General features: G+C 45.5%; 13 protein-coding genes and 1 other RNA gene. 7 read left to right on the top strand and 7 right to left on the bottom strand.

Features of this window, described 5'->3' with window-relative positions:
• Nucleotides 1–3 precede the first annotated feature (3 nt).
• The gene (locus H7R58_RS05860) at nt 4–1,428 is read left to right on the top strand and encodes a MocR-like transcription factor YczR (protein ID WP_182929380.1); all 1,425 of its coding nucleotides are present in this window, start codon (nt 4–6) and stop codon (nt 1,426–1,428) included.
• 89 nt (nt 1,429–1,517) lie between these two features.
• On the opposite strand, the gene H7R58_RS05855 is transcribed toward H7R58_RS05860, so the two are convergent.
• Nucleotides 1,518–1,733, bottom strand: a complete 216-nt coding sequence (locus H7R58_RS05855; protein ID WP_106927948.1) for a hypothetical protein — start codon at nt 1,731–1,733, stop codon at nt 1,518–1,520.
• A complete protein-coding gene (locus H7R58_RS05850) occupies nt 1,730–1,978 on the bottom strand; it encodes a hypothetical protein (RefSeq protein ID WP_106927950.1) in 249 nt (82 codons plus the stop codon). The genes H7R58_RS05855 and H7R58_RS05850 overlap by 4 nt, the downstream gene beginning before the upstream one ends.
• 905 nt (nt 1,979–2,883) lie before the next feature.
• Between H7R58_RS05850 and H7R58_RS05845 the strand changes: the two genes are divergently transcribed.
• Together H7R58_RS05845 and H7R58_RS05840 are read left to right on the top strand one after the other, a co-directional pair.
• Nucleotides 2,884–3,057 carry a hypothetical protein gene (locus H7R58_RS05845; protein WP_175415488.1) on the top strand — a complete coding sequence of 58 codons (174 nt, stop codon included), beginning with the start codon at nt 2,884–2,886 and terminating at the stop codon, nt 3,055–3,057.
• A gap of 542 nt (nt 3,058–3,599) precedes the next feature.
• On the top strand, nt 3,600–4,997 hold the full coding sequence (locus H7R58_RS05840; RefSeq protein WP_069196854.1) for a hypothetical protein: 1,398 nt from the start codon (nt 3,600–3,602) through the stop codon (nt 4,995–4,997).
• A 1,591-nt stretch (nt 4,998–6,588) separates the two neighbouring features.
• Here H7R58_RS05840 and H7R58_RS05835 read toward each other — a convergent pair.
• The gene (locus H7R58_RS05835; protein WP_182934673.1) at nt 6,589–7,161 is read right to left on the bottom strand and encodes a recombinase family protein; all 573 of its coding nucleotides are present in this window, start codon (nt 7,159–7,161) and stop codon (nt 6,589–6,591) included.
• Nucleotides 7,162–7,407: 246 nt separating this feature from the next.
• Between H7R58_RS05835 and H7R58_RS05830 the strand changes: the two genes are divergently transcribed.
• The gene (locus H7R58_RS05830; protein WP_139118285.1) at nt 7,408–8,043 is read left to right on the top strand and encodes a peroxidase; all 636 of its coding nucleotides are present in this window, start codon (nt 7,408–7,410) and stop codon (nt 8,041–8,043) included.
• A gap of 3 nt (nt 8,044–8,046) precedes the next feature.
• The gene (locus H7R58_RS05825; protein WP_069196853.1) at nt 8,047–9,168 is read left to right on the top strand and encodes a helix-turn-helix domain-containing protein; all 1,122 of its coding nucleotides are present in this window, start codon (nt 8,047–8,049) and stop codon (nt 9,166–9,168) included.
• Nucleotides 9,169–9,651: 483 nt separating this feature from the next.
• Here H7R58_RS05825 and H7R58_RS05820 read toward each other — a convergent pair whose 3' ends face one another.
• From H7R58_RS05820 to ffs, 3 genes are all read right to left on the bottom strand, one after another.
• Entirely contained in the window at nt 9,652–12,501 is a 2,850-nt protein-coding gene (locus H7R58_RS05820) for a UvrD-helicase domain-containing protein (protein WP_069196855.1), read from the bottom strand.
• Between the two features lie 273 nt (nt 12,502–12,774).
• Entirely contained in the window at nt 12,775–13,845 is a 1,071-nt protein-coding gene (locus H7R58_RS05815) for a site-specific integrase (protein ID WP_069196852.1), read from the bottom strand.
• A gap of 109 nt (nt 13,846–13,954) precedes the next feature.
• Nucleotides 13,955–14,051, bottom strand: an RNA gene (gene ffs / locus H7R58_RS05810) — signal recognition particle sRNA small type.
• Nucleotides 14,052–14,216: 165 nt separating this feature from the next.
• Between ffs and H7R58_RS05805 the strand changes: the two genes are divergently transcribed.
• Nucleotides 14,217–14,528 carry an MGMT family protein gene (locus tag H7R58_RS05805; RefSeq protein ID WP_106927951.1) on the top strand — a complete coding sequence of 104 codons (312 nt, stop codon included), beginning with the start codon at nt 14,217–14,219 and terminating at the stop codon, nt 14,526–14,528.
• 56 nt (nt 14,529–14,584) lie between these two features.
• On the opposite strand, the gene H7R58_RS05800 is transcribed toward H7R58_RS05805, so the two are convergent.
• Complete coding sequence (locus H7R58_RS05800) at nt 14,585–15,085, bottom strand: YbaY family lipoprotein (RefSeq protein WP_106927953.1); 501 nt, start codon at nt 15,083–15,085, stop codon at nt 14,585–14,587.
• Nucleotides 15,086–15,302: 217 nt separating this feature from the next.
• Between H7R58_RS05800 and tesB the strand changes: the two genes are divergently transcribed.
• Nucleotides 15,303–16,163, top strand: coding sequence for an acyl-CoA thioesterase II (gene tesB, locus H7R58_RS05795; RefSeq protein WP_106927955.1), 861 nt, complete (start codon nt 15,303–15,305; stop codon nt 16,161–16,163).
• Nucleotides 16,164–16,208 lie beyond the last annotated feature (45 nt).

The following is a 16,208-nucleotide window of genomic DNA, read 5'->3' as shown; positions in this document are numbered from 1 at the left end:
TCTATGATTCGACGCTCTGCGACCCAATCGTTAGTTCGCCTGCTCGGCCAATGGCAGGAGAGCCCCTCATCCACACCGCTGTGGCGACAGCTCACCGATGCACTGCGGCTGTTGATCCTCGATGGCCGGCTGCCGCTGGGGACCCGTCTGCCTGGCGAACGTGAATTTGCCAGCGCGCTGGGTGTCAGCCGTACCACTATCGCCAGCGCGCTAGCGCAGCTACGCGATGAAGGCTATGTGCAAAGCCGTCAGGGAAGCGGCTCCACGGTAACCCTGGCGGGAAATAGTCATCCGCGGGCACCGCGTACCAATGCCGCCCCCACGCTGGATCTTTCTACCGCTGCGCTGGCAGCGGGCGCTGAAATTCATCATGCGTACAGCCATGCGTTGGCGGCACTACCGGAACATCTGGCAAATACCGGCTACGATCAGCACGGTCTTCCCACGCTGCGGGATGCCATCGCCCGGCGCTACTGCGCGCGCGGCCTGCCAACACACGCCGACGAAATTATGCTGGTTAACGGCGCGGTCAGCGGGCTGGCGCTGATCCTGCGCTACCTGACAGGACCGGGCGATCGCGTGGTTGTAGAGACCCCGACCTATCCTCTCGCCATTTCCGCCATCGAAGGCGCCTCCTGCCGTCCGGTGGCCCTGCCGCTGCCGGAAAAAGGCTGGGACACTGATGGTCTGGCCGCTATCATCGCCCAAACCGCGCCGCGTCTGGCCTATCTGATGCCCGATTTTCAAAATCCGACCGGCCAATGTATGGACAGCGCGACGCGTCAAACCATTGCAGATCTGGCGGCGCGAACCTGCACGACGCTGGTGGTTGACGAAACGATGGTCGATTTGTGGTACAACGCCCCGCCACCGCCACCGCTGGCGGCCTTCAATCACGAGGCGCCGATTATTACCGTCGGCTCGACCGGCAAAAGCTTCTGGGGCGGCCTGCGGCTGGGGTGGATTCGCGCGTCGACCACAACCATCGCCGCGCTCATTCAGACTCGCGATACGCTGGATTTAGGTTCTCCGCTGCTGGAACAGCTGGCCACCTGCTGGCTGCTGGAAAATGAACGCACCCTGCTGCCCGAAAGGCGCCGCCTGCTGAAAGCCCGTCGTGATATGTGTGCGACGCTGATGCAAGAGTACTTTCCGCAGTGGAAATTTGTGCTGCCGGAGGGAGGGCTATCGTTCTGGGTAACGCTACCAGACATGATGGCAACGCGTTTTGCCGCCCGCGCGGAGGCGGTTGGAATTCATATTGGCGTCGGAACGCGCTTTGGCCTGGCCGGTGGCGGTGAGCGGAACCTGCGTATTCCCTTCACGCTGGATGATAACACCCTGCGGCAAGCGTTTATGACTTTGCAGCCCGTATGGACCGCATTAGCGGGCCAGCACAGCGGGAATAAAGTGCGGAAAATTATTTAATCGCGCGCGATGCATTGCCGCGCGCAATAACAGAATGGGCCTGGCGCTGATATATTCTTTATAAAAATAAAATGAAACCAAAGAATATATTAGTGCTGCGGAGGGATCGGAAAACCTTTTAGCGAAATAACGAAAGATTCTCCCTCTTTTTTAATCTTCGCCCCGGTATCGCACCAGTCGGAGGCAATACGAAAGAATTCATCGCTACCCACGTTCCAGTTGAGAAGAACATGCTTTACGTAGCCCGAGCGTAACAAATCGCAGGCTTCACTGTAATTACAGGCTATGGTCGGTGGCTGTTTCATTTTCTCTTCTTCAGGATTTTACGTAATGCTTTGATTTCTTTAGGTGTAAATGGTGCAACATCTTCTTCCGTATGCTGGCTGTCGATGTCATCTTCACATACGCCCGCCTCTTCTTCCGCCGCAAAACCCAGCAGCAGCAGCTTTTCCGCCGCCGCGCCTAACGTCAGGCCATTAGCCTCCGCGTAGTGGCGAAGTTTCTCTTTTACGCTTTCATCAATTTTTACGTTCAGCACTGCAATGGTCATGTTTATCCTCGCCACGCGTCATCCAGGACGCGGATGTGTGTTAGCGCTTCACAGCGGCTTGTTTGTATTATTTCTGTAATAACTAATACATCAAGTTAACAACACATTCCACAAATATATTTTTAACACACAAGGCAATATAAACACCCAATATTAATTTAAATGCAATTTATGACACATATATGACAAGTTTATTACAATTAGATGAAGTTTATTTTAAACATCAGAACGTTAAGCACAAAAGGCCTGACTATTTAAGGGGTACAAAAGCGGGGATCGCGAAAAGAAGAGAGGCACAAATGGGTGGGGGCCCTGCCAACTCATACCAGTACTGAATTGTGTAGAGTTATCATGAGATTACGTTTTGGTGCGACAAAGGTAATGTAGCACTCTGAAGAACGTTGTCCAGTACTGGATCTGTACTGACAGCGTAAAGGGCATCGTGTCTCTTCTGGAGGGCATTGCTGTGTTCAATCGGGACAGTAGACTTCAGGTGTCTTTACAGGGCCATGAAACAGGGTTCAGTATGCATCATGAAGGGCACTGGACATGACGCAGAATGGAACAACGCGGGGCAAGGGATGAAGTACTGTGACTGCGGTTAGGGGCCTTGTAGAAATGCTCCAAATGATAATCCTCTCAGCAGTCTATGCCAAACAAAGCTCAAAATTTATCCTTATACCATTGGCATAGTTTTGCTTGTAATCTTGTATCAGAGCAAAAAGCAAGAAAAATGGCACTTTCGTGAAAATTTTTTAAAAAGAGTGGTACAATTTAAACATCCTTATATAAGTAATTTTCAATAAATATTAGGTAGGAAGAAAGGTGAAAGTTTTTTCTAACTGTAACTATCACGAATGATTCTCTTATGCCTAATCCATAATATTAACACCAAAAGGAACTTAATGATGTCAATCGCTGAACTAATAAGTCGCATCATCGAACAAGAAATTGCTGCTGGAGCAATTTACATAAAAAACCATCCTGTTTTTGGGACTGTACTATTCGCAGATCAGGCAACCTATGATCATGCAATGGCAAACATACACAAAACAAAATCAAATCAACATAGAAACTAAAAATCATTTCAGTATTTTTTTCTCTCTATAGCACAAATATTTTTGTACATTACCCTCCCTTTGGCATAAGAAATCAACTTAATTACAATGCCTTACACCAACCCTTCATTTTCATAAAAAAGCAAAGAGACAATTGTCATAATGTTCAAGGTGAAAAAAATGAAGCTAAAATGAATCCAAGGGTACAATAAAAGCATCACAGCAATGTGATCTTTTTTTATGCCGAATTTACCCAAAAAAGTAATCCAATATGAAAGAAAATAAACAAAAGAAAACTATTGTCGTAACTGTCAGGCTGAGTACTTCACAGGTTGAAGAACTTGCACGACTTATCAGTACTAAAGAATTGAAACCTGGTCCTAGTGCGGCAATACAGTACTTAATAAATCAGAGCATGATTTTAAACTAAGTACTGAAAATAAAAACAGCCTGAAGTACATGGAGTACTCAGGCTCTGCATATATCAGTACTGTCATATCCTCTGGCAGTAATACACAACTACCGGTCAGGTAGTCCGGTATCAACTAACATGGAAAGTAAAAATGCTAAAATACATTTCAGGCGATTGTGGGTCGGCCAAAACATATGTAATGATTGAAATGATAAAACGTACTAATATACCGTATTTAGTAGTTCACTCAGAACTTCAGTTGATGAAGCAGTCAGTCGCAGCGTTAGGTGATATCTGTACGGTAATATCATCAGAAACCCATAGCAATGTTGAAGAGGCAGTAAACATTTTTCTCAAGCAACCTTCACACAGAGTACTAATCATCAGTGAACGTGCATTTTTGCGTATTTCAGATCTCTCGTTGGTCAAAAACCGTAAAATCATGCTAGATGATGTTGTTAGTCTTCATTGCTTTAAGGTGATCAATACTGAGAAAAAACATGAGGTACATAAACAACTGTTTACCAGATTTACCGATCTAGATAAAGAGTACTGTACCGCTGTGCCTATCACCCGTTTCAATGATGATCTGCTATCCGATATTCATAAACGTTTCGAGTTCATAGAACTTTATGATGAGTTCAGAATGAACAGCAATTTTTTCAGTACTAAAATTCAGGACGGACATGAAGTGTACCGCGATGACTGTAACCAGCTATCAATTATGGCATGGGTAGATGTACAGAAGTATGTGGATGGTGGCCTGGATATGACATTCATGGCGAACCAATTCACAGAATCACTACTGTACCGTTCGAACCCAGGTCTGTTTACAGAAGTCACTGTGTCATTACGTCAGCGTACATTACCCGTCAAAGACCGCCTGAAAGTGTTCTATTTTCTCGATAAGAAACGCTTTACCAGTACTTTCAGGACTGACAACCCTAATGCATTGCCTACCATTGCACATTGCATAGAGCAGAACGTAACGGGTCAGTACTACTACACGTCGAACAGTTCAACTAAAGGCGACATGAGCAGGATTCTCACGTCAGGCCAGTACATATCACCAAACAGCCGTGGTATGAACGCGTACCAGAACTACACAACAGCGGTGTGGCTAGCCAGTATGAAACCTAGCCCAGTTGAAGTGGTGATGTGTCGTGAGCAGTTCGGCATTACGGGCCAGGATCTGGTGCAGGCCAGGGAGTTTGAAAACCTGTACCAGTTCATCAACCGTTCGAATCTGCGTGATTACAGTTCTCAGTCTGAAATCGTGGTTTACGTAGTCGACAGAGAACAGGCTGAGTCACTGGGTACTACCAACATCCATCACATCGATCTGGGTCTGGAAGATAACAGTACTGAAACGTTGAAACCAGGTCGCCCGGAAGTATTCAATGCAGATGATAAGAAGCTGAGAAAAGCATTCAGTACGTTTAAGTCGAGACATAACGGCGATGTCAGTACTGAACAGTTCGATAAATGGTGTACGAAGAGAAAGCTGTCAGAACAGCAGGTAGAGATGTTGAGAGGGATGATAAAGTAAACGAAAAGGCCGCTTAATTGCGGTCTTTTGCGTTATGGTGATTCACTATCGTTACGAGTTCAGTAAATGTGGAATTCACTAACATGGGTAGTACAGGAATGGTGTGATCGTGGTTTCAGTACTGCTAGTACCTGTTTGCGAGTTAAATACGAGCGGGCAACCGGACGTAGTGAGCGAAGCGAGTGGAGTGGAAGGGCGTCAGTACTCCCGAATGACGGAGCGGAGCGGAGTTGTAATTAACTTCAACAGTTATCCATCAGTACTTCCCATGTCCTTATATCTAGGCAAGTACTCGCCCACTTCCAATTAGCAAAGCGATGCAGCAGTACTTCTTCCGTAGTGAACGCAGTGAACTAACGGAGAAGTACCTCGCATAGGTTTTAGGTGTATCAAGCGAAGCGAGGTACACCTATTCCTTTTTTATTCATAATAGTTCGCTATTATAGATTTGAGACACAAACTCGCTCGCCTTGCTCACTCGTTCGGTCTTCAGTCATGATCGAACGACAAAACTCCGCTCGCTGTGCTCGTTCGTTTTTGTCGTTCTTTTCATGACTTCGTTCTTTTTAATGATTTTTGAGGAAATAATTACCTATACACTATTAAGGTAGTTTTTTTCCACATCTTGTGTTTTCATGTTAGTGAATTCCGCAGGTGTCTAGATGGCTAGGTGAAATTGGCAGTACTTATACGTTCAACCACTCTACAAACCCGAAGATGGCAGTAGCTTCAATTGCCATCTACTCACTGAATGACTAAAGCTATAACAGTACTATCACACCTGATATCCCCATGTCAGTACTGCATCTTCCTAAAGCCTGCCTGAAGTCTTTTTCCTTCTAAACCTTGCCAGCACCACCATTCGCCCCCTCCCTCGTCGATTTGATGGAATTTCATCGGAAACTACTAGTAATCAACTTGATCGTTTTAATCGATCGATTTATAAGTAATTGATCGTTTTTATCTATCGATTGAGGGGTGAACTAATCGGTCATGGATAGCTGGCATACAGGAAAAAGGTGGTTTTTCATGAATAAAATCGTAGTGTTATGTGTGGCTTTGACTACATGCTCTGTTTCGGCCGCTGATGATGCCTCAACAGCAGACGTGGATTTGCTACAGATAGCAATACATCGTGCGGGCTATGAATGTGCGAGGGTTGACAGAATAGAAACAAAAACCGACTGGTTCTCCACAACTACCTCAAAAGTCACATGCGATAATGTTTACCAGTTTCTACTACGATATGAGCGTGGAGGCATTAGTGTTGAAGTCATTTCACTATAAAGGTGCTGATACGCCATTACACTTAGTGAGAGTACTGATCCTAGTGGGATAATTTGATATGAATAAAAATGCAGAGTTATCCTCCTATATCTGCAAATAACATGTACGACAATAACTGACAGGACATCAGTGTTGGCTCAATGAAAAAACTGGTGGGAAAAAACTTCTAGATATTTTCATAAGTACTGCGGTATCGAACTCACAAACGAGTACACCGTACAGTAATATGCTGTCTTCATCTTGATTGTACTTTTCGACAAAATGCCAGAAGTCGCTTCGTCCTTCATGAAGTACAGAAAATTCGTTATTGGGCAAAGTTCCAGTACCTCTTTACGGTAGCGATGGAGACACCAAGTTCTTTTGCCGTCATGGACTGGGACAGCCCATTTTCTTTACATGCCAGGATACGATCAGTACTGGTAGCGTTAGGACGGCCTAGCTTCTTCCCTTGAGCCTTTGCTTTTGCAAGTCCTTCCTGGGTCCGTTCACGGATGCGGTCCTTTTCAAAGTTCGCGACGGCCGCAAGTACGCTCATCTGAAAACGACCAGCAGAACTGGTGAGATCTACACCGTCTAGGTCCAGGGACTTAACGACTATATCTTTAGCTCGAAGCATGTCGACAGTACTAAGTACGTCGATCATATCGCGACCGAGCCGATCAAGTTTCAGTACTACCAACGAATCGCCTGCTTCCAGCTTATTCTGTACGAGGTTTTTGAATCCTGGCCTTTCCATCGCACATACACCACCACTAATCGTTTCGATGATTGCCCGAGCAGGCGGCACGGTATAACCACGTTGAGCGAGTGCCAAAAGCTGGTTGTCTACAGTTTGCTCTGAAGTACTAACTCGGCAGTACAGAAATATCCGGCTCATGTTCATTACCCGTAAGTATCAAAAATGTGTGCTCATAATATCAATGGTGTCAAAACTGTCCAGTACTATTTTTTGATACCAGATTCTGATACTGACAGTAACGGTATCAAAACCGAAGGTTTTTGAATCCTCGTTGACATATCTTAGGGATGTTTACTTTCCTCCCTCATGTTGACAAATTACAATAAAAAAACATAATGTATGTAACCCCGACAAGGTTAGGCATCGTTACACAGGAGCGTTTTAGTGAAGAATCTACAGCCATGGGATCTCAACCCATCATTAAAAAAAGAGCATTTAATCACTACTGCTAAATTTATCTCTGAAGTTCGCAACTCTATAGTGGACCTCCATGATGAAGATATCGGTGATACGAACCAGTCCTTAGGCTTCAGAGCTTATGAATGTTGCCGTAGTCGCCTAAACAGGGCTGCACTAGTAGAGAAGAAGTGGCCTTTCCTTTCCATCATTAGTAAAAGCAGACGTTATACCTTTGCTATCAACGGTACTCCTGTCAGATTCTACAAAGGGACACCTTCAACCCCAGAGGAAAGACGTCTGATCCCTTGTGCTGAAGCTGTAAAGCAAATGAGTTTTATTGAGCTAGAAGAACCCCAACACAAGGATATTATCTGGTTTTTTGTCGTTGAAGTTGATCAATTCAAATATACTGAATCGGTTACATTTGTCGGTTATTTGAATGGTCTACAAGTGTCTTCGTATGAAATCCCATTAGATGGCCTTGTTCCATTACTGTCTTCGGTTCCGTCAACAGAAAATAATGGCACACCAGAAGCTGTTACATTGCCGAAACCTAAAGTTTCTGCAAAGAAAGCAAAACCGGATTCGGATTCACCCGACTCCGTAGTAAATGACGAGTAGAGTATGTTTTCACAATTTATAGGTGATCGACTTCGTTTGGCCCGGCTTCTTAAAGGATTTACCCTGCAAGAAGTCGGCGATGCTGTTTATGTTAGTCGTCAAAATATACATCAGTTTGAAAGTGGTGCACGGAAACCCAGTGATGAAGTAGTTCAAGCATTATCGGAGTTTCTTGGTGTGCAATTTTCGTTTTTCTTTTTGCCTTTAGAAACGGAAGTTAAATCGGAGCAATGTCATTTTCGCAAAAGAAAAACAACACCTGTAAATGTTGCAAATCGTGTATTAGCATTTGGTACTATATTTGAGCAGCTGGTCGAAGTGTTGCATCAACAGCTTGATTTACCTTCACCAAATTTCGATGTGTTAGAACACTATGATATTAATTTTGACGAGTTAGATGCAAGAGCTATAGAGGTAATAGCTGAAAAAACAAGGCTTTACTGGGGGCTTGGGATCGATGCACCAATAGATAGTATGACAAGAGTTCTTGAAAATGCAGGAGCAATTGTTGTTTTCATTGATGATCCTTCAGATAAGGTTGATGCGTTATCAATGAATAGAAAGTACCCTATAGTTGTACGTAATACTTCAAAGGATAATGCTTGCCGGTTACGATTTGACTTGGCCCATGAATGCGGGCATTTGATATTGCATCAAGGTATTGAGACTGGAGATTCAAAGACGGAAAAAGAAGCAGATATGTTTGCTAGTGCATTCCTTTTTCCACGAACAATTTTTGTTCGTGAGTTTAAAAAGTGTATGGTGGGTTCAAAACCAAATATCCGTAAAATAATCGAGTTGACTCTTCACTGGAAGGTTAGTGCGAAAATGATTATTTATCGAGCAAGATTTTTCGAACTAATTAGTGCTATCGACTATCGTTCTTTAAATATATACCTTAACAATAAAGGATATACTAAGAAAGAACCATATGGTGAAGTAATTTCAGATACAGAGCCTGAAGTACTTAAAGATGCGATCGATGTGTTAAAAAATGACCTCGGTATATCATCACGTATGATCGCGGATAGATTAGGGTTGACATCAGATACCTTTTCAATGTTTGCACCTTTTGATGTTGACGATTCGAACCATGATGATGTCGTCGTTCCTTTCCGTTTTTGACTTTTATTAGGCGAACTTAGTGTTCGCCTTTTGTTTTAAACTGATTTTTTAGATTAAACTGGGATAATGATTCTTTCCGTCCAGCAGTCCTACATCGAGCCTCCAATCTAAGACGCTAAACAGATGCTGTGAGACCATCCCCGCGATGCCTTAGCAACCTCGTCAACAAGACGATGTATCTCACGCTGCCAGTACTGCTCAAGCACTGGTTCAGTACTGGACAACGTTCTTCAGAGTGCTACATTACCTTTGTCGCACCAAAACGTAATCTCATGATAACTCTACACAATTCAGTACTGGTATGAGTTGGCAGGGCCCCCACCCATTTCAGGGTTAGTACTTGATAGTTAACGCTAAAAGTACTGGCACCTTCCCGCCAAAGCTCCAGTGGTACAAAAATTGTGTATCACCTTAGGGCTGCACAATGTCTCTCATGCTCTCCAGACACGGCACTCTAACATAACCCATTGAATTAGATGACTTTTACTTTTTAATGGTATTTTTGCATTGATCGTCTTTGATTCCATAACCTGTGCATCCCCAAAACTCGCCATATTTACCATGACGAAGTTTCATTGGGCGTCCACATATGTCACATATTTTAATCGAGTTACCACATGCAACGTTATTACAGGTACTTGTGTATCTAGAATCAACAGAAGGTGCCCGGCACATTGAACAAACCCTGGCCTTACCAACGCTACACCCGAGTCCTGTACTACATGTGTAGAATTCACCGTAGACACCTTTAATCAACCTTAAGTACCCATCCTCACAGTTAGGGCACTTGAAAATTTTCCTGAACTGCTCTTTAAATGTTGCCGACACAATATTCAGATCGTACTTAGGAGCAAGCAACTCGGTAATGAAACTAGACGGAGCTGTGGGATCAGCAATTATGTACAATTTTTTCTTTGCACGTGTAATACCAACGTACAATAGACGTCTTTCTTCAGAATGAGGATACGAATCCAGAGATGGTAGCAAGGCTTCAATAATAGCTTCATCCTTATTTTCATTAGGGAAACCCTTCCTTCCCTGGAAGAATCCAATAAGAATACAATAATCCGCCTCTAGCCCCTTTGATTTATGAAAGGTCCAAAAGCTAGTGTTTTTTTGTAGCCGAGAATGATTCAACAATTCTTTAGCTTCATTTATCAGGTAGTTATATCGTGCAATGATTGCGATACTACCATTGGCGTCATTCTCTCTAATCTTCAGAACGATTTCCTTAACTCGCTCATATACTCCTTGCTGTTTCTCAGGTTTACTATCCAGCAAATATATCTGTGACAGATTTACCTTTGCGTGCGTTTCTATGTGCTTCTTATACTGCTCAGGGTTTTCCATTATGAATTGCCCGGCAGTGTTTGCGATACTGTTGTTGTAGCGAAAGGTTTTTTGTAATTTGGTAGCGGTGTAGTTACCGATCATTTCACCAAATCTAGTTGTCAACTCCAACTTACCCCCAGAGAAGCGATAAATTGACTGCCAGTCATCCCCTACTACAGTCAGGGATGGTTCAGGTCCTTTCGCTATAATGGCTTTAATGAACTCCATACGTGCCGCTGATATATCTTGGAACTCATCGACCAAGATGTACCGCCACTTAGGGATGTAGTCTTCATTTTCAATTACCTGAATGGCTCGAATAATCATGTCGTCAAAATCAATGGCATTTTGATTTTTGAGCTCTTGAATGTACCCTTGATGTAATGCATCCAATAATGTTGCGGCATTTTTAGGTTGGCTTATACCAGCCCTCTCAAGCCTGTTCGCTATTAACTCTTCCGTCAGCCGCTCAACTCGAATTGCTTGAAGTGCCTTTTTCAATAGGTCACTCCAATCGGCTATACGCCCTTCTTCACGAAGTTTTTTCAACACATCTTCTGATTTTATGGGCTTACATTTGATACCTTGCTTCTCCAGTTTAATTTTCAGGCTGGAAGTCAGATTCTCTTCAATCCATTCATAATGGAACGTTTCAATCAACGATGTCCCACACTCAGCATGAAGTACACGCTTGTTACGAATAGCTTCATTGTATTTTGCTGCATCAATGTCTGCCCGAGTGTTCCCCTGACGATCTATACCGAAGTGCTCAATGTAAATATTTGTGTCTTGAATATAAAAATCAGGGCGATAGTCGAAGCCAATATCGATACGTCTTTTACTCACATAAGGAGCTTCGTAGGTATAAGCAACCCCATTCATGTACAAAAAATTAGCTATCAGAAGCTCCTGATAACTTTTAACTTTGTCTCCGTTTAAGGTTCTGAACTCATTATCTCGAACATATCTTTCATATTCAGCTTGAGTATTGAAGCCAAAAGGATTTACAGGTTGAGGAAAAAGGCTTATGAAGTTCAGTAAGTTAGCACTATTTGATTCGAGGTATTTTTCTAACCACGAAGTAACCCACTGCTTGAATTTCATTTCGTCTTCAGTAAATTCACTCAAGTAGGTTGGTACACCAGTGTTATGTAGAAGCCACCTGCCTAATGCATGAAAAGTCGATATTTGTGGGAATGATTCTAACTTGATCTGACCTGATTCTGCTTTGTCAACAAGGCGTCCCCTGAGTTCTTCAGCTGCCGCACGGTTATAGGCCAGCACGAGTATTTCTGAAGGGTTAGCTAGGCCACGGTCAATGAGATCAAGAGCCTTAGCAACCATAACAGATGTTTTACCCGTACCTGCTGCTGCCAAAACCATGTTCATATCATTAGACCGCAAGACACCCAAACGTTGTTCGTGAGTCAACGGGTTTGACTCAACCCGGTCGAAGAATGACTTTCGTTTTTCAAGCTGGTAATTCTCGTGATATTCACGTAGAACCTCCGCCTGTACTGGGTGGTAGCCGACAATTTTCTTAACTTTTTGTATGGACTCTGATTTTAGACACATATCCCATACATCAGCTTGTGCGTAGTAATACTCACTCAAACTCTTGCAAAGCAGAGAAATGCAACCCATGCGGGTGTCTCTTGGGTACTCATGAATCACATAAGCTTCGAATTCATTGAAGGTTTTAGAAAGATAGTCGTTGATGAATTCGGCAATGGATGCATTGAGGACTTTCAAAAATTCTGCTGAGCCGCTCTTTTGGAGAAATCGATATTTTACGGACTTATTGCCAATATTGAGGACCAAGACCTGGCCAAAGATACCATTTTGCAAAGTTGCAAAACCTTTGCATTCACGAAAGGAATCTGATGCGATCGAAATATCATTCTTTGATGCGATCAGGACGTCATTCTGGACAAAAATGCAGTCTCTACCCAACAGCCTACCTATTAAATTTGACGATAACTTGGCTTGGATATCATGCATCAACATCTACTCTCAATGGGCTAGTCATGGGCAGTTTTTCAGTGAACACGAAACAAAAAGTACTACATCGTAAACGAATTTTAAACATGGCTGTAGTAGGCTCATGCTAACCGAGAACACAATGCAGTAATGGCTCCAGACCAGCATCCTGAGTATCTCGAGCCCCATATCAGACTCCCCATCAGCCCCTGAACACTACCTTACATCGAACCTTAAGACACCTGAGCTTCACTTTGTCAACTAGGAGTCCTAGTACCGACCACGGAAGAAAAATTAAAGATGCACCAATAACGCATAAAGCCCTGACAAACCAACAGATTTCCCATAGCGATTATACGTAATTGAACTGTTTGCATGCCCTAAAAATGCCCCCGCAAACTGTTCTGCAACGCCAGCCGTTTTGAACGCTGTTGCAACATAATGCCTGAGTGAGTGAAATTCAGGCACAGAAATCCTCTTACGGAAACTGCTAAACCAGCGAGTGAAGTAATGGCTGAATGAACCTTTATAAAATGTCAGTTGCGGGAACAGACGAGCCTTTGCCTTCTCTACATACTCAAGGAAACCGTTATAAATCAGTTCTTTGTGCAATGGAATACTTCGTTTACTGCTATCTGTTTTGACTGTTTGCCCTTCCTGACTATCATCAACCACGGCACACCAGATTTCATCGATTTTCTTTATGTCACAACGATATAGCTGACAAATTTCATTAGCTCTCATCCCAGTAAAACGACCTAGCAGAATGATCCATCGTTTCCACTCAGGCAATGAATCCAGGGAAGAAATTAGTCGCTTTATCTGGCTAGCACTGTAACTTTCGCGTTTGCTGGCAGCAGACTCCTTATCCTTCTGCATTAAACCATCGAATGGGTTCTTTACCTCGAAATCCACTCGATTACTTAACCACCTGAAAAAGCCACCAATTTTCTTAACGTACTTATTCTTTGTCGGAATAGATAGATCAAGCCCAGCAATAAACGCTGCCGCCTGGGTTTTACTGGTAGGTTGGTTAGTAAATTTGAAGTAACTATTTAAGCAACGCCGTATAGATGCCGTTTCCCGCTCCCCTACCTCTTTACTTTTGAAAGTAACGTACTGTTCAGACTGATATTTTAATTCATCAAGTCCAGCAAGGATTTGTACATTTTCTGGTGGTACTGAAGTAACCAAGGGAGTTTCAACCACGGTCCACGGACGATCTACAAAACGTTCAACACGTTTCAAAGCTTCAGTTTTAGACCGTGTGCCTAACGAACGACGATACTCACGGCGTTTACCGCATGGCATGAGATTGACTTTGCGGTAGTACCAAATGCCGTGTCTGGAGAGCATGAGAGACATTGTGCAGCCCTAAGGTGATACACAATTTTTGTACCACTGGAGCTTTGGCGGGAAGGTGCCAGTACTTTTAGCGTTAACTATCAAGTACTAACCCTGAAATGGGTGGGGGCCCTGCCAGCTACATCCCGGCACACGCGTCATCTGCCTTGGCTGCTTCCTTCCGGACCTGACCTGGTAAACAGAGTAGCGTTGCGGGAGAACCAACAGGGCCCCCATTGAGAGCGTTGTTACCCAACGCGCTGGCGCATTATCCCTGCTGAAGCAGGCAATTGCAAGCTATCTGCTTCTGCCTGCTGGATTCTTGCGCAATTGCCCCTTCACAGCGGCCATCGAGCTGATTATGCTGAAAGTTCTGCCCTCAGGAACCGACTATGGACGCTTTTGATACTTTTCCCCACCGCGTTTGGCAAATCGTCGCCTCTATTCCGCAAGGCTCTGTGACCACCTACGGTGACGTTGCCAGGCTTGCGGGCTCGCCGCGCGCGGCACGTCAGGTGGGCGGCGTGCTCAGACGACTGCCGGAAGGCTCAACCCTGCCCTGGCATCGGGTGGTGAACCGCCACGGTGCAATCTCACTGACCGGCCCCGATCTCCAGCGCCAGCGTCAGGCGCTACTGGCTGAAGGCGTACAGGTTTCAGGAAGTGGGCAGATTGATATGCAGAAATATCGCTGGCGGTACTAGCTGGCAATCGCCAGCCATCGGGCAAAAAAATGCCCTCACGTGGAGGGCATTGAGGGTTACGGGACCTGAACCGGGGCGGTGTCCTGCACCGGCACCGCGGTTTGCTGTACCGGAACCAGCGTCACATCGGCTTTAGTGCCGCCGTGGTTGATAACTTCCTGGATGGTATCGGTGATAAACAGCAGCTTGCCGTTTTGCGTCACCGCGGCGCTTAACAGAATGCGCGCGTTCGGCTGAATGTCGGCCGGGTTGTACGGCAGAACGAAGCTAAACGGCGCCTGCTTACCTTCCGTACGCGTGACTTTCTGCGACAGTACGCGAGACGGCGCATCAGCCAGTGAAGCATCGGACAAGGTGACCGTCAGAACCGCATCCGGCGGCAGCGCCACTTTCTGGCGAATCCATACGGTACCGGAGACGTTCGGCCCCGTGATTGCTGCGGCCTGGGCTGCTGCTTCTGGCGCAGGTGACTGATTCTGACTTTGCTGGTGAGTCTGGGCACAGCCCGCGAGGGTCAGTGCAACCGCCAAACCACTTAAGATCGGCACGAGTTTCATTAGCATTCTCCTTTTCGCTCACTCAAATTAAGGCTGTTTTCTCATTTGAGTGACAACGCCTTAACAAATTTTACCGCTTAAGTGTGGCACATAATTCACATTAATACCTGCAAACGAACCATTATTCAGACAATTGAACCCATCGGACCACTGGCGAAACTGCGTTATAATGGAAACATTCACCTGACGCTGTGACAGTAAAATATAGAGGGTATCAATGAGCCAGGCGCTATCGAATCTGCTGACGTTATTAAATCTGGAAAAAATTGAAGAAGGGCTGTTCCGCGGACAGAGCGAAGATCTTGGCCTGCGTCAGGTCTTTGGCGGACAGGTTGTCGGCCAGGCGCTGTATGCGGCAAAAGAGACTGTCCCCAGCGACCGTCTGGTGCATTCATTCCACAGCTACTTCCTGCGTCCCGGAGACAGTCAGAAGCCGATTGTTTACGACGTTGAAGTGCTGCGCGACGGCAACAGCTTTAGCGCGCGCCGCGTAGCGGCTATTCAGAACGGCAAACCGATCTTCTACATGACCGCATCATTCCAGGCACCTGAGCCGGGCTATGAACACCAGAAGACCATGCCGGCCGCACCGTCGCCGGAAGGTCTGCCGTCGGAAACCGACATCGCCCGTTCGCTGGCGCATCTGCTGCCGCCGCAGGCGAAAGAAAAGTTTCTCTGTGATAAACCGTTAGAAATTCGCCCGGTCGAATTCCATAACCCGCTGAAAGGCCATGTCGCCGAACCGCGCCGCCAGGTCTGGATCCGCGCCAACGGCGCCGTGCCAGACTCGCTGCATATTCACCAGTACCTGTTGGGCTATGCTTCCGACTTTAATTTCCTGCCGGTGGCGCTACAGCCGCACGGCGTCGGCTTCCTGGAGCCGGGCATGCAGGTAGCGACCATCGATCATTCCATGTGGTTCCACCGCCCGTTCAATATGAACGAATGGCTGCTGTACAGCGTGGAAAGCACATCGGCCTCCAGCGCGCGTGGTTTTGTGCGCGGCGAATTCTACACCCAGGACGGCGTGCTGGTCGCCTCTACGGTGCAGGAAGGCGTGATGCGTAACCGCGGCTAGACCTCATTCCAAGGCACAAAAAAGCCTCCCATTGGGAGGCTTTTT

Source organism: Klebsiella sp. WP4-W18-ESBL-05 (genome assembly GCF_014169075.1).
In the GTDB taxonomy this organism is placed as follows: Bacteria; Pseudomonadota; Gammaproteobacteria; order Enterobacterales; family Enterobacteriaceae; genus Kluyvera; species Kluyvera ascorbata_B.
This window is presented reverse-complemented; position numbering and strand designations above follow the sequence as displayed.